The organism is Microbacterium sp. SA156, from assembly GCF_049065455.1.
Taxonomy (GTDB): Bacteria; Actinomycetota; Actinomycetes; order Actinomycetales; family Microbacteriaceae; genus Microbacterium; species Microbacterium barkeri.
In genome coordinates, this window is the sequence record NZ_JBAKGU010000006.1 from 199139 (window position 1) to 213699 (window position 14561).

Sequence of the window (14561 nt, forward strand, 5' to 3'; positions counted from 1 at the left end):
CCGAAACGGAGACACCGATGTCCTTCCCCTTCGCCGACGTCTCGGCTCAGTCACTCGCCGATCTCCTCTCACTCGCCGGCCGGCGAGCCATCGTCACGGGAGGTGCGCAGGGTCTCGGAAAGGCGATCGCCCTGCGCCTCGCTGAGGCGGGGGCGTCGGTCGCGATCGCGGACCTCGACCACGCCGCCGCGGCCGAAGCGGCCGCGGCCATCGAGGCGCGTCACGGTGGTCGCGCCGTGGGCGTGGCCATGGACGTGACGGATGCCGCGTCCGTGACCGCGGCGACCGACGAGGTCGTCGCAGCGCTCGGCGGCGTCGACATCTGGATCAACAACGCGGGCATCTTCCCCAGCGCACCTCTGCTGGAGATGTCCGACGAGCTGTGGGAGGCCGTGTTCGCGGTGAATACGCGCGGCGTCCGCAACGGCGCGCGGGAGGCCGCGCGCCGGATGGACACGGGCGGCGTGATCGTCAACATCGTCTCGACCGCGGGATTCCGCGGTGTGGCGCAGGGGCTTTCCGCGTATGTCGCGTCGAAGCATGCCGCACGTGGTCTCACCCGCCAGCTCGCGCTGGAGCTGGCCCCTCAGGGAATCCGGGTCCTGGGTGTCGCCCCGAGCTACGTGCCGACCGAGGGGAACATCGCGGCCGCCCAGGCGGCGATGGCCGCGACGGCCGAGGCCGGGACCGAACCGAGCAGCGTGCCGAGCGCGATGACGCAGAGCCTCATCGGCCGTGTCGGCACGCCCGACGACATCGCCAGGGTCGTGCTGTTCGCCGCGAGCGACCTGTCGATCATCATGACCGGAACCACAATCCTCGCCGACGCGGGCGAGACCCTCTGATACGGATGCGCCGGCGGCGTCGGTGTTCACCGCCGGCGCACCCGGGAATGGAACGCATCGATGAAGCTGTCGACCACCGAGTTCGGAAGGATCGAGATCTCCGACGTCCCTTTGCCCCCGGGGGCTCGACCCCTCTCCGCGACATACACGTTTTCGGGGCGGGTGTTCGCCTTGTGTCGCCGCGAAGGCGACCCCGTCGATCAGGACTGGTACCGAGCCGTCGTCGCGAACGACGACGGCTCGGAGCACCGGGAGATCTTCTCCGGACCGATCCCGCAGTCCGCCACCGCCAACGGCATCCGTCACATGCCCTTCACCGACAACCGCAGAGTGCTGCTCGGCGACTACGTCCTCGAGGCGAGCCCTGACCTCGACGCGGCTGAGACCGTCGAGCTTCACCGCGTCGAGTACCCCTGGAACCTGACGGGCGATCCACGGGTCTCGCACCACTGGTCTGAGATAATCGTGTCGCCCGACGGCGACCACATCGCCTGGACGTCACTGCGCAAGGATTTCACAGCCCTTGCCGCGCTGGGCCGCCTGCGCCGTCAGCGGGACGGCTACCTCATCGACGACGCGATACTGATCAGCGGCGCCGGAGCGCTCCGACCCGACCCGGATCGCGAGGGATTCAGCCTCGTCGAGCCGGCGCTGGGAGGCGAGGTCAAGCAGTTCGTGCGCGGCGGCAGCGCCATCTCCGCGGTCGGAGACGGCGGGCAGCTGCTGACCGACTCGGTGGTTCAGGATCTCGGCGCTCCACTCGTGACCCCGGTCACGCGCTCCCCGGGCTACGACGAGACGACGATCTTCTCGCCCGACGAGAAGCTAGGCATCGTGATGTCCACCCGGGCGTCAGCCGCCACCGATCTCGCAGTGCTCGGTCTGGTGCCACGTCCGTACTCCAGCCTCGTCGGGCGGGACCTCGCGTGGGCGGCATACGTCTACGCAGTGGGCGGCGTGCGTGAGTTCCGGCCAGGCAGCATCGGCCCGGTCCTCGTCGACATCGAGCGCTCCTCGACCGATCCCGGATATGTCGGCGTCGCCCTGAACGATGAGGATGAGGCGTGGGTCTATTGCTCGCCGATGTCGTGGCATCCCGATGGCACGCGGGTCATGTGGATGGAGACACTGCGCGGCAGTGGTCGCGGTGGTGCCGAGCCGGTCATGCGTATCCGCGTGGCCCGCCTCCTCGACCACGTCCCATCGGAGACGGTGCCCGCGACGGCCGTGCCGGACGTTCCCTACGGCATCCGCGGCGAGCGCGCCGCGGCCGCCCTCGCGGCGCGCGACAGCGACGTGCGCTCCACCCGGATCGCCGGACGACACTCCGGCCACGTCGAGTACGAGCGTGAAGCGGTGGCGCACCCCGGCTCCGCGTCCCGCACTGAGCTGAGGTTCGTCGGTTTCAGCGACGACGGGACGCGCTTCTACAACGGCTACGAAAGGAGCATCGCCTCGATGGTCGACGGCACCGTGTACGAAGCCGACCTCGCCCTGACCGGCGGCGACGTCGGGGAGATGCGACTGCGTCTGTGCTGGTCGGGGCTTGCGGATGGCGCACGGATCCTGTTCGGACCGGACGCGTCCGGGCGACCGCAGAGCTTCGGACATGCCGCGTACGGTGGCCGCACGTTGCGTGTGGAGGATCTGACGGCCTGATCGATCCCGCAGGCGAGACGTGATCGTCAGGACGGTCCTCGGATGAGCCGCGCGACGCCCCGCAGGGAACGGCGGCAAACGGGTGCGCTCTTGGTTCTATTCGCCGCGCTCTGCTTCTATTCTTCCTCGCCGCACGACTCCTACTGTGGGCGCTGTCCCCGGTTGTGCCGATCGGAACGGTCCGCGGCAGCCGAGGATCACCCGAAGGAGTGTTGACGCGATGGTGCGTATATCCAAGCAGACAGCGAGCGAAGCCGACGGCGTGGAGTATCGCCGGGCTCGAACGTGGGAGATCGCCTTCTCCCAGTTAAACAACGGGTCAGCGATGATCTTCTACGTCCTCGTCGGGCTCATGAGCTACCTGCAGAATGCCGGCTACGGCATTGCGGTCGCGGCCGCGGGAGTCATTCTCACGGTCACCCGAGTGTTCGACGGCGTGGTCGATCCGCTCGTCGGGCTCGTCATCGAGAGGATGCGCTTCCGGTTCGGCAAGCTGCGATTCTTCATGCTCACCGGTTGGGCGATCCGTTCGCTGGCCATCCTGATGCTGTTCGTCTGGGGCTCGAACGCCGGCCTCGGCGCGGTGTTCTTCATCGTTCTCTATCTGGTCTATATCGTCGGCTCATCGATGAGCGACATCGCCGGGCAGATGTCGGGGCCGGTGCTCACCAACGACCCGCGCCAGCGGCCGACGGTGCAGGTGTGGGCGACGGTATACGCCTACCTGGTCCCCTCGATCTTCACCATCATCTCGACGCTCGTCTTCCTGCCGCGCCATGGCAACGAGTTCACGGTCGGCATGCTCAGCGAGACCGCCATCACATACCTGGCCTGCTCGCTGGTCTTCCAGATCCTCGCCTGCATCGGCGTCGCTCGCGTCGACAAGCCGGAGAGCTTCACCCACATCGCCGCGAGCAAGAAGGACGCCGCCGTCTCGGTCCGCGACATGTGGAACGTGCTCGCCCACAACGGTGCGTTCCTGCGCTACCTGATCAGCGGTGCGTCCGACAAGCTCGCGCAGGTCGTGAAGTCCCAGGCCGTGATCGGAACCCTGATGTGGGGGATCCTGCTCGGCAACATGCAGCTCGGCACCACCCTCAGTCTGGTCGCCATCCTCCCCGGCATCGTGTTCGCGATCTTCGGTGCCCGCTATACGGGAAAACACGGGTCGAAGGCCGCGACCGTGACATGGACCTGGATATGCCTCATCCTCGCCGCCGTGCTCGCGGCGTTCTGCCTGGTTGTGGACCTGCGATCGGTGCTCGGAAGCCTGCCGCTCACCATCGTGTTCTTCCTCGTGTACCTGCTTCTCAACGGCGCGACCATGGTGGTCACGGTCGCGGGAGGCGCGATGCGCGCGGACGTCATCGACCACGAGCTCGACCGCTCGGGTAAGTTCCTGCCCGCCACCGTCTCGGCGACCTACAACTTCGTCGACCAGATCATCTCGTCGCTCGGTTCGACGCTCGCACTCGGCGCGGTCGCGCTGATCGGTTTCTCAACCGTCATGCCTCAGCCGACCGACAACCCGAGCACTGCGATCCTCCTCATGACGGTCCTGCTGTTCTTCGGCCTGCCGATCCTGGGGTGGGTCTGCACCCTCTTCGCGATGCGCGGCTACACGCTGGACCGTGCGGAGATGATCGAGGTCCAGAAGCGCGTGGCGATCCGCAAGACCGAGCTGCAGGCGGGGAAGCCGGTGGAGACGATCGCCTGACGGCAGCGGGCTGCCGTCAGGCCATGAGGGTGCGGAGGGGCGCTGCAGCGCCCCTCCGCACCCTCGGTCATCTCGCGTGTGCATCGCGGTATGCCGTGGGCGTCATTCCGTACTCGGCGCGGAAGACCTTGACGAAATAGTTGGCATCGTCATATCCGACGAACATCGCGATGTCGCGCACACTCTGCGTCGTCGTGGCGAGCAGTCTCGCCGCCCGCTCTGCGCGCCGCTGGGCAACGTATCCTGCGAGCGTGGTGCCTGTCGCCTCCTTGAACCGCCGTGCCAACGTCGACGTCGACACCCCGAGACGCTTGGCCAGATCGGTGGCCGAGGGGTACCTGCTCAGATGCAGATCGACCTCGTCCGTGACGCGGCGCACCAGGGGAGGGTAGCCGCGCTGTCGATGACGCCGCACCGCATCGCAGAAGTCGGTCACCATCTGCGACGTGAAACCCACGGCATGGCGCGGGTCAGAGGTGTGCCCCACACGGTGCAGACGCTGGGCGTACTCCTGCGAGATCGCATCGATCGTCACCGGCGGCAGACCCCCGCGCTGAGCCGCGACACGCGCCATGACGCGCAGGATCGTCGCGCCGAGGAAAGGCGTGTTGAGGTAGCCGCTGATGCGGGGCATCCCCGACAGCCCGTGGAGCGCCGCCAGCGCGCGATCCGTCGCGCCGTCGGCGACGGCATCCATGAAGTCCTGCTCCTGCCGATACCTCTCGTCGATCACCGCGAACGACGCCGATTGCGGCGCGTCGGCTTGTCCGGGCCCGATCGTTCCGCCCTCGGCCTTCACATGCTGCAGCGTGCCGCGGATGTCCTCGCTGCCGGCTGCGCGCAGCGCGGCCGACGCGCTGCGGTGCACGTACTCGCTGTCGACGATCGCGTAGCGGGTCCGATACAGCTTGTATGCCGGCAGATACGCGGCGGGGATGGCGAGCCGGCTCATCAGCTCCTCGGCCGTACCTGGATACATCTGGCCGTGCGTGTAGGGACCGATGAGGAGCAGGTGGTCATCCCATCGCGCGACGGCCACAGCCATCCCGAGGGGCTCTTCGATCTCGTGGACGACCTGAGCCGGAACGGTTTCCACGAACTCACGCAGTGCAGCAGCGGTGAAGGCAGGCTGGATCAGCGGATCGAGGCAATGAGCGCTCTGAAATGCGGTCAGAGCCGTCGTGATGTCGGATGTGACCGTGACCGGACAGCTCAACACCTCGGCGAGCGCGTCGGCGACCACGCTGACGCCGGCTGCTCCGTCGCCTGTCGTCTTCATGGTGACCCCCTTTCGGGGCGGATGCCGCTCCTGCGCGACGAGTACTGCTCTTGCGTGACCTGTTCTATCACCTCGACGACCGGCGTCCTAGCGTGGGAGTCGCCCGGTGTCGGCCGGTGCACCGTGTGCCAAAGGAGACCACGCATGTCCGAGACTTCCGCCCGTTCCGCCCGCAGGGTCACGCCAATCCTCGACGGGTGGGCGTTCGCGCCCCTGGCGCTTCCGGGCGCCGACTGGGACGAGGTGGTCGCGGCGGGGTCGTCGATCACTCTTCCGCACACATGGAATGCCGTGGACGGGCAGACGGGCGGTGCGTATCGTCGCGGTCGATCGACATATGCGCGGCGGGTGACTGCCGCGCCGGGCGCCGTCGAGACCTGGGTCGAGTTCACCGGGGTGAACTCATCGGCCCAGGTGTTCGTCGACGGACAGCAGCTCACGCGCCACGACGGCGGGTACTCAGCGTTCCGAGTGAACCTCACCGAGCATCTCGTCGACGGTGAGGCGACTCTCGTGATCGTCGTCGACAACGCAGCGAACGAATCCGTGTACCCGCAGCAAGCCGATTTCACGTTCTACGGCGGCATCTACCGCGCCGTGCAGCAGATCAGCATCGCCGCGACCCACTTCGCCCTGGACGACCGCGGAGGCCCGGGGTTGATCGTCACCCCGACGCTCACGGGAGAACGGGCAGAGGTCGCGCTGCGTGCGCGCGTCGTCGGCGAGGGGGCGGGCGCGGCACTCGTGCGCTTCGTCGTCGACGGCGAGGGGTCGACGGTCGTCCCCGTCGCGGCAGGGGAAGCATCGGCTGCTCTGACGATCGCGCAGGTGCACCGCTGGCATGGTCTGCGCGATCCGCATCTCTATACCGCACGCGCCGAGCTGCTCGATGGCGACGTCGTGATCGACGCGGTCGAGCTGCGGTTCGGCTGTCGGGAGTTCGAGGTCGACCCGCAGCGCGGGTTCCTGCTCAACGGCGAGGAGTACCCGTTGCGCGGTGTCTCTCGTCACCAGGACTTCGAAGGTGTGGGCAATGCGATCACCGAGGAGATGATGCAGACCGACCTCGCGCTGATCCGTGAGATCGGCGCGACCACGGTCCGGCTCGCGCACTATCAGCACGACCAGCGGTTCTACGATCTGTGCGACGAGATCGGCCTCGTCGTCTGGGCTGAGATCCCGCAGATCACGGTCTTCCTACCCGGGGCGGTCGGCAACGCCCGCGACCAGCTCACGGAACTGATCGTGCAGAACCGCCACCACGCGAGCATCGTCTGCTGGGGGCTGTCGAACGAGATCACTCTCGCCGGTGCAGGCGATGATGTGATCGCGGCCCACCACGAGCTCAACGACCTCGCGCACCGTCTCGACCCCACACGGCTGACGGCGATGGCGAACCTGTTCCTTCTCGAGACCGACCACCCGCTCGTCACCCTCCCCGACGTCATGTCGTACAACCTGTACTTCGGGTGGTACGTAGGCGAGCCGGCCGACAACGATACGTGGCTCGATGACTTCCACGCCTCGTACCCCGACGTCGCGATCGGTCTGTCGGAGTATGGTGCCGACGCGAATGGGCGGTTCCAGTCCGCCCATCCCGTGAAGGGGGACTACACCGAGAGCTACCAGGCGTTGTACCACGAGCACATGGTTTCGATGATCGAGGAGCGGCCCTGGCTGTGGGCCACGCATGTCTGGAATCTCGCCGATTTCGGCTCGGCCGGTCGCGACGAGGGCGGAGTCGCCGGTCGCAATCAGAAGGGGCTGGTGTCGTTCGACCGGACGGTGAAGAAGGATGCGTTCTACGTCTACAAGGCGGCATGGGCGCGCCAGCCTTTCGTCCACGTTGCGGGACGGCGCCGCGCGGCTCGCGCGGAGGACATCACGGAGGTGGTCGTGTACTCCAATCAGCCGCAGGTGAGCCTTCTGGTGGATGGCGTCGAGGTCGGGACGACGTCGGGCGCACGGGCGTTCCGCTTCGAGGTGCCCCTGACCGGTGACCATGAGATCACCGCACGGTCCGGCCACGCCACGGACACGATCACCCTTCACAAGGTCGACGAGGTCCCGGACGAAGCCATCATGCCCACGACTGGCATCGCGAACTGGTTCGACGACGCACCGTTGCCGACCCCCGACGGCCACTTCTCGATCCGGGATTCGCTCGGCGACATCCGCCAGTCGGAGGAGGGCGCTCGTGTGATCGCGTCGGTCCTGGAGGTAGTCTCGACCAGCCGCGGCGAGGTCGGCCGCGGTGTCGACATCCCGCCTGCGATGCAGGCGATCATCGACCGGATGAGCGTGGAGAAGTTGATCACGCAGGCGGGGGGAGTTCCCATCGAGCAGGTCGCCGCACTTAACGCGCGACTCAACCTGATCGCCAAGTGATCTCGGCACGCCGCAGGGCCTTGCCGGTGCCAGGTCGCTGGCGTGCTCAGCGCGGAGCTGCGGTCGGGTGAAGGAACACGGGCGCCGCCTGACCCGCACTCAGCTCAGGAAGAGGCCAGGCGCTGCAGTTCGCGATTGACCGCTCGCATTCCGGTTTCGAGCGCCCGGAGCTCGTCGACGCTCAGGCCGGCGATGACGTCGGCCCCGAGAGCCGGATGCGGACCCACGATGCGCCCCATCACTCGGCGCCCGAGCGGAGTGGGCCGGACCCGCCGCACACGCTGATCGTCGGGATCCGCGCTGCGTTCGACCAGCTTGACGTGCGAGAGGCGGTCGACGAGCTTGGAGATCGTGGGGAGCGACACCCCGCTTTGCTCCGCGAGTGAGGAGAGCGTGATGCTCTCAGCGAGAACGATCGTGCTGAGAAGCTTCACCTGCGTGAGGGTGAGCCTCGTGCTCAGCAGCGTCCCGACGATCCGTGGCAGCGAGCGCACAGAGATCGCCACCGCGAGAGCATCTATCCTCTCACGCAGCTCCGCAGCCGCCGAATCCGTCATGTGGCTACGCTAGCGGCTCCTCGACCCCTTCCGAGCATGCTCGGAAGGCGTCCAACGCGAGGGCATGCGGGACCCGCCAGAGGGCCTCGCTGGACACCCCTCATCCGCCGTTGGACGAGCGGATGCCGCTCGCCAGAGCCTCGAAGGTGTAGATGTACCCTCCTCCCGGGCCGCTGAAGGTCGCGTACGCGGTCGTCGCGTCGGGGGATATCGCGACGTTGGTGGCGGAGGTCACGTCTGCGTCGTCCGTCGGTGCAGCCACGGTCGCCAGGTGCTCTCCGTACCGGTCGTATACGAGGATCGCCGGGCGGTTGTGCAGACCGAGGTAGAGGTTGCCGGCGGCATCCGTCGCGAGGGAGTCCACCTGCGCGATGCCGACATCGGGCCGCAATCCCGGATGTGCCGTGCTCACCGCGGTGCCGGTCTCGTCGAGCCGCAGCACGTCGACGGCGCTGCCGGTGTTGTGGCTCAGCCAGAGCGCATCACCCGCCGGGGTGAAGGCGATCCCGTTCGGAGCCGCGAGGCCCTCAGCGAGCACCGAGACGTTCGCGCCGTCCCGATCGATGCGAATCAGTCGCCCGGATGCTTCCCAGTACGGGTCCTGCGCACCGCGGGTGTCGGTCACGTAGAGGTGACCGTCGGCATCGAAAGAGATGTCGTCCGGTGCCAGCGGTATCCCCGCCGCGTCACCCACGAAGAACACCACGGCGTCCTCCCCATCGGGGGTCATCGCGCGGATCGTGCCGAGATCGTCGGTGACGTAGAGCCGGCCGTCGTGGGGGCTGAACTGCGCGGAGGTGAGCGCGCTGCTCTCATCGGTGTAGATCGACTCGACCGTCTCGTCGTGGAGGTCCACCCGCAGCACCTTGGGCGCCCCTGGTGGTGCCGTCACGTCGACGACGTACAGCCGCCCCTCGTCGTCGAGCACGGGGCCCTCGAGCAGCGTCATCCCGGTGCTCTCGTGCACTTGCGTCACCTGGAGGAGCCGCTCCGCCTGGATCGTCCGGGTCCGCGACGTACCCGCCGACTCGGTGCCGGCGCCGCCCGCGGGCACTGCAGCGTCGCCCCCGCCGACACAGCCCGTCATGAGTACTCCCACGGTCCCGAGGGCGGCGGCGACGGCGAGCCGCCTCACGCCGGGGCCCCCGTCCGCGAGACCGCGGCCTCGGAGAAGACCTCGTGCATCCGATCGGTGCGCCATCGCTCGAGGACGCGACGGAAGGCGATCGGACCCGGGCTGTAGGTCCCGCTGATCGGCCTCGCCCCCTCGGCGTTGTAGTAGCCCGGCGTGCAGGCAGCCTGGAAGGCGGAACTGTCGCGAGAGGTGCGGGCCACCTCGTCGACCCACTCCTGCTCCGCCTCTGCCGTCGGCTCCACGATGCCCGCCCCCGCCGAACGCGCCCCGGCGAGGACCGCTGCGATGTGGTCCGCCTGATCCTGCAGGATGTGGACGAAGTTCACCGAGTTCGCGTTCTGGAACGCGCCGAGGTGGATGAGGTTCGGGAAGCCATGGCTGTAGAAGCCGTGCAACGTGCGCGGCCCGGAGGCCCAGCTCTCCAGGAGCGACCGGCCGCCGCGCCCGGTGACCGGCAGGGTGCCCGAGACGACGCCCGAGATGCCGACCTCGAAGCCCGTCGCGAACACGATGGCGTCGACGAGGAACTCCTCGTCGCCGACGAACACCGAGGTCCCGCTCACGCGCGTGATGCCGCCAGCATCCGCGGTGTCGACGAGCGTCACGTTCGGCCGGTTGAAGGACTCCAGGTAGGTGTCGCTGAACCCCGGTCGCTTGCACATGTAGCGGTACCACGGCTTGAGCTTGGCTGCCGTCTCAGGGTCCGTCACGACCTCGTCGACGCGACGGCGGATGCGGCTCATCTCGTGCGCGTCGACGAGCTCCTCCTCGAGGGCGCCCGAACCGGAGTCGGCGCCGGAGAGGACCGGACGCTGCAGGTGGGCCGTCCGGGTCCAGCCGTCGTCCACGAGGCCCGGACCCTCCTTCTCGCCGGCGAGGACGGCGAGGAAGTCGTCCATCCGCTCACGCTGCCATCCGGGGCGCAGGCTGGCGGCCCATGCGGGATCGGTGCGCCGGTTGTCCCGTACGTCGACCGTCGACGGGGTCCGCTGGAAGACGAACAGGTGCCCGCTCGCCTCGGCGAGGTGGGGGACTACCTGCAGGCCCGTCGCGCCTGTCCCCACGATCGCGATGTGCTTGTCGGCGAGGCGGGTGAGTCCTCCTGTGCTGTCGCCTCCCGTGTAGCCGTAGTCCCAGCGGCTGGTGTGGAAGGTGTGCCCGCGGAAGCCTTCGATCCCGGGAATGCCCGGGAGCTTCGGCTCGCTCAGCGTCCCCGACGAGACGATGACATACCGCGCGGTGAACCGGTCGCCGCGGTCGGTCTCGACGGTCCACACCTCCTCCGCTTCATCCCACGCGAGAGAGGTGGCCCGAGTGTGGAACAGGGTGTCGCGGTAGAGGTCGAAGTGGCGGGCGATCGCCTCGGCGTGGCGGCGGATCTCGTCGCCCGGGGCGTACCGCCACTCCGGCACGGAGCCGATCTCCTCCAGCAGTGGCATGTAGACGGATGCCTCGACGTCGCAGTGGATGCCGGGGTAGCGGTTCCAGTACCAGGTGCCGCCGACGTCTCCGGCCTCGTCCATGAGGCGGATGTCGTCGAAGCCCGCCGCCCGCAGCCGCGAGGCAGTGAGCAGCCCGCCGAAACCGGCGCCGACGACGAGTACCTCGACCGCGTCGGTCACCGCCGTGCGGTCGGTACGGGGCGTCCAGGGGTCGGCGATGGAGAAGCCGAAGCTCCCTGCCGCCCGGCGGTACTGGCCGGGGCCGTCCGGCCTCAGCCGCCGGTCGCGTTCGCGCCTATAGGTCTGACGCAGCGCGTCGAGGTCGGTCTCGCCTGTGTCGATGGAGTCGGTCATCGGTTTCCTCTCGGGGATGTCTCAAAAGGTTAGCCGCAGGCTAAGTAATTGCACAATGCTGCGTCAGCAGGCGGCGGCTAGCTGCCGACGCGCGCTTGCCGACGGTAACCGTGCTGGTTACAATTTATCGAGAACAACCGGTTGCCGTGAGGTGGAGACCCGGGCAGGGGCGTGCCGGATGCCGTCATCCACGAAGGAGACCCATGGACATCGCTGGCAAGACGTTCGTCGTGACGGGCGCGGGCAACGGCATCGGGCGGCAGGTGACGCTGCGCCTGCTGTCGCAGGGCGCGCAGGTGGCCGGTGTCGATCTGAACGAGGCGGGTCTCGCCGAGACCGCGCGCCTGGCGGTGGCATCGGAGCGATTCAGCTCGCACCTGCTGGACATCACCGACCGTGCGGCTGTCGCGGCGCTGCCCGAGGTGGTCGCGGCCGCGCACGGCGCCGTCGACGGGCTCGTCAACGTGGCCGGGGTGATCCAGAAGTTCGTCCGCGTGGCCGATCTGGACTTCGCCGAGATCGAGAAGGTGATGAGCGTGAACTTCTGGGGGACGATGAACACCGTCAAGGCGTTCCTCCCGGTCCTCACGGCGCGGCCTGCGGCCTCTCTCGTCAACGTCGCGAGCATGGGCTCCTACGCCCCCGTCCCCGGGCAGGCGGTGTACGGCGCATCCAAGGCCGCGGTCAAAGTGCTCACCGAGGCGCTCTACGCCGAGCTGCGCAACACCGGGGTGGCCGTGACGGTCATCTTCCCGGGGGCGATCGGCACCGACATCGCCGCCAACTCGGGGGTCGGGCTTGCCGGGGGAGCGGTCACGGAGGCGCCCGCCTACAAGACCACCAGCCCGGAGGAGGCCGCGCGCGTCATCGTGCGGGCCATCGAGAAGGGCTCCTACCGCGCCACGATCGGATCGGATGCCGCGGCGATGGACCGCCTCTCGCGCCTGAGCCCGCGCACCGCGACCACGCTCATCGCCAAGCAGATGGGCGACCTGCTCGGCTGAGTCGCTCGGCGGCGGTACCGCAGATCACGCCTCGGCGGGGTCAGGCAGCAGCCGGTTCAGCAGCTGCGAGCTGAGCCGGAGGCTCGCCACGGGCGAGCCGTCGATCCAGTTCCGATGCGTCTCGACGATGACTGCGTGGGCCGAGGCCCGCGTCGCCTGGGCCACGATGCCCTCGACGTCGAGGTTGCCGAGCCCGAGCTCGACGCTGTCCGCCCGGTCGATGGGGGTGAGCGAGCTTCCCCGCCGACGCGCGCCGCGGTCGGTGACGTGGACGAGATCGACGCGATCGTCGAGCGAGGTCAGCATGCCGACCGGGTCGGCCCCCGACACCGCCGGCCAGTAGCAGTCGAACTCGAACCCCACCTGCTCGGGGTCGGTCTCTGCCACGAGCAGATCGTAAGCCGTGCGGCCGTCGGGCAGGCGCCGGAGCTCGACGTTGTGGTTGTGGTACAGCAGGCGCAGGCCGAGCCTCCCCAGTCGCCGTCCCGCCTCGTTGAGGCGCCGAGCGAGGTCGGCGATCGCCGCGGGGTCGGAGAAGTCGAAGCGATACATGCCGGTCACCACCACCCTCTCGGTGCGCAGCGCCCCCGCCCGCCGGGCGATGGCCTCCGGCTCCCGCTCGATGCCGCCGAGGTCCTCGTGCAGGGCGACGACTCGCAGCGGCGTGCGGGCGAGCAGCGCCGGCCAGTCGAGCGCGCCGCCGCGCCCGGCGGGCATCCCGGCGGCTCGGGTGAGCGCGCGGACCAGGAGCGGCGTGCGCCGTGTCATGAAGCCGTTCACCTCGATGCCCTCGTATCCGGCCGCGACGATCGCGTCGAGGGTCTCACGAGCCTGCCGCTCGGTTCCCGTGACGGTCCCGAGCTGGATCTGCTGGATCGCCCGCAGTGGCCGCCGCAGGCGCGAGGTGTCGCTCACCAGTCGTGGACGGTGCCGTCAGCCAGCCGGTTGTACGGCAGGTAGGCCCGGATATAGGGGTACTTGCCGGCCTCGTCCAGGTCGAGCTGGACGCCCAGGCCGGGCTCGTCCCCCGGGTGCAGGAGGCCGTCCTGCCAGGTGAAGGACTGCTGGAAGACCGCGTCGGTCTTCGCGCCGTGGGCCATGTACTCCTGGATGCCGAAGTTGTGGATGGCGAGGCCCAGGTGCATCGCCGCCGCCATGCCGACGGGGGAGATGTCCGTCGGTCCGTGCATCCCGGACTTGATCTGGTACTGCGAGGCGTAGTCGAGGACCTTCTTCAGGTGCGTGATGCCGCCGGTGTGGGTCACGGCCGAGCGGACGTAGTCGATCAGCTGCTCGCGGATGATCTGCTGGTAGTCCCAGACGGTGTTGAAGATCTCGCCGATGGCGAGCGGCGTCGTGGTGTGCTGGCGCACGAGGCGGAGCGCCTCCTGGTTCTCGGCCGGGGTGCAGTCCTCGAGCCAGAACAGGTCGTACGGTTCGAGGGACTTGCCCAGCTGTGCGGCCTGGATCGGGGTCATGCGGTGGTGGCCGTCGTGGAGGAGCGGCAGTGCGGGTCCGAACTCGCTCCGGACAGCCTCGAAGACGGTCGGGATGTGGCGCAGGTAGCTGCGGGTGTCCCAGTCCTCCTCGTTCGGCAGCCCGCCACGCTGGGCGGGCTCGTGGTCGTAGCGCACGCCGGCGTTGCCCTCGTAGGTCGCGTTGGAGGCGATGCCGTAGATCGACTTCAGACCCGGTACCGCCGACTGAATGCGGATCGCCCGGTAGCCCTTCTCCTGGTGCGCGCGGACCGAGTCGAACAGCTCCTCGTCGTCGCGGCCGCTCGCGTGGCCGTACGCGAGCAGCCCGGTGCGCGAGGCGCCCCCGAGCAGCTGATAGGCCGGCATCCCGGCCGCCTTGCCCTTGATGTCCCACAGCGCCATGTCGACGGAGGCGATGGCGGCCATCGTCACCGGCCCGCGGCGCCAGTACGCCGAGCGGTAGAGGAACTGCCACGTGTCCTCGATGCGCGAGGCGTCGCGTCCGAGCAGCAGGGGCACGACATGCTCCGCGAGGTAGGCCACGACAGCCTGCTCGCGTCCGTTCAAGGTCGCGTCGCCGAGTCCCGTGAGACCGTCGTCCGTGGTGAGCTTGAGGGTCACGAAGTTCCGGTCGGGGCTCGTGACGATGACCTCTGCCTTATCGATCCGCATGGAGGTGCTGCCTTCGTTCGGGCCGCAGTGC

At 68.5% G+C, this 14561-nt stretch carries 11 protein-coding genes; 5 read left to right on the forward strand and 6 right to left on the reverse strand.

The genetic code is table 11. The annotated features are described in order from the left end of the window. Positions 1-17 precede the first annotated feature (17 nt). The 3 genes from ACOWU6_RS07975 to ACOWU6_RS07985 all read left to right on the forward strand — a co-directional run bounded on the left by ACOWU6_RS07975 (position 18) and on the right by ACOWU6_RS07985 (position 4221). Complete coding sequence (locus tag ACOWU6_RS07975; protein WP_421075340.1) at positions 18-845, forward strand: SDR family NAD(P)-dependent oxidoreductase; 828 nt, start codon at positions 18-20, stop codon at positions 843-845. Positions 846-905: 60 nt separating this feature from the next. Next, positions 906-2504, forward strand: a complete 1599-nt coding sequence (locus ACOWU6_RS07980; RefSeq protein WP_421075341.1) for a hypothetical protein — start codon at positions 906-908, stop codon at positions 2502-2504. 352 nt (positions 2505-2856) lie between these two features. Further along, on the forward strand, positions 2857-4221 hold the full coding sequence (locus tag ACOWU6_RS07985; protein ID WP_421075342.1) for an MFS transporter: 1365 nt from the start codon (positions 2857-2859) through the stop codon (positions 4219-4221). A gap of 67 nt (positions 4222-4288) precedes the next feature. Here the strand turns inward: ACOWU6_RS07985 and ACOWU6_RS07990 are convergent, their stop codons facing one another. Beyond that, positions 4289-5500 (reverse strand): helix-turn-helix transcriptional regulator, encoded by a 1212-nt coding sequence (locus ACOWU6_RS07990; protein ID WP_421075343.1) that lies wholly within the window; start codon positions 5498-5500, stop codon positions 4289-4291. A 144-nt stretch (positions 5501-5644) separates the two neighbouring features. Between ACOWU6_RS07990 and ACOWU6_RS07995 the strand changes: the two genes are divergently transcribed. Continuing rightward, entirely contained in the window at positions 5645-7888 is a 2244-nt protein-coding gene (locus ACOWU6_RS07995) for a glycoside hydrolase family 2 protein (protein WP_421075378.1), read from the forward strand. A gap of 104 nt (positions 7889-7992) precedes the next feature. On the opposite strand, the gene ACOWU6_RS08000 is transcribed toward ACOWU6_RS07995, so the two are convergent. The 3 genes from ACOWU6_RS08000 to ACOWU6_RS08010 all read right to left on the reverse strand — a co-directional run bounded on the left by ACOWU6_RS08000 (position 7993) and on the right by ACOWU6_RS08010 (position 11376). After that, the gene (locus tag ACOWU6_RS08000; protein ID WP_421075344.1) at positions 7993-8394 is read right to left on the reverse strand and encodes a MarR family winged helix-turn-helix transcriptional regulator; all 402 of its coding nucleotides are present in this window, start codon (positions 8392-8394) and stop codon (positions 7993-7995) included. A gap of 151 nt (positions 8395-8545) precedes the next feature. Then, positions 8546-9532, reverse strand: coding sequence for an SMP-30/gluconolactonase/LRE family protein (locus ACOWU6_RS08005; RefSeq protein WP_421075345.1), 987 nt, complete (start codon positions 9530-9532; stop codon positions 8546-8548). A gap of 44 nt (positions 9533-9576) precedes the next feature. Then, the gene (locus ACOWU6_RS08010; protein WP_421075346.1) at positions 9577-11376 is read right to left on the reverse strand and encodes a flavin-containing monooxygenase; all 1800 of its coding nucleotides are present in this window, start codon (positions 11374-11376) and stop codon (positions 9577-9579) included. 203 nt (positions 11377-11579) lie between these two features. On the opposite strand from ACOWU6_RS08010, the gene ACOWU6_RS08015 reads away from it, so the two are divergent. Then, entirely contained in the window at positions 11580-12380 is an 801-nt protein-coding gene (locus ACOWU6_RS08015; RefSeq protein WP_421075347.1) for an SDR family NAD(P)-dependent oxidoreductase, read from the forward strand. Positions 12381-12404: 24 nt separating this feature from the next. Here the strand turns inward: ACOWU6_RS08015 and ACOWU6_RS08020 are convergent, their stop codons facing one another. Together ACOWU6_RS08020 and manD are read right to left on the reverse strand one after the other, a co-directional pair. Beyond that, positions 12405-13295, reverse strand: coding sequence for a sugar phosphate isomerase/epimerase family protein (locus ACOWU6_RS08020; RefSeq protein ID WP_421075348.1), 891 nt, complete (start codon positions 13293-13295; stop codon positions 12405-12407). Further along, entirely contained in the window at positions 13292-14530 is a 1239-nt protein-coding gene (gene manD / locus ACOWU6_RS08025) for a D-mannonate dehydratase ManD (protein ID WP_421075349.1), read from the reverse strand. The genes ACOWU6_RS08020 and manD overlap by 4 nt, the downstream gene beginning before the upstream one ends. Positions 14531-14561 lie beyond the last annotated feature (31 nt).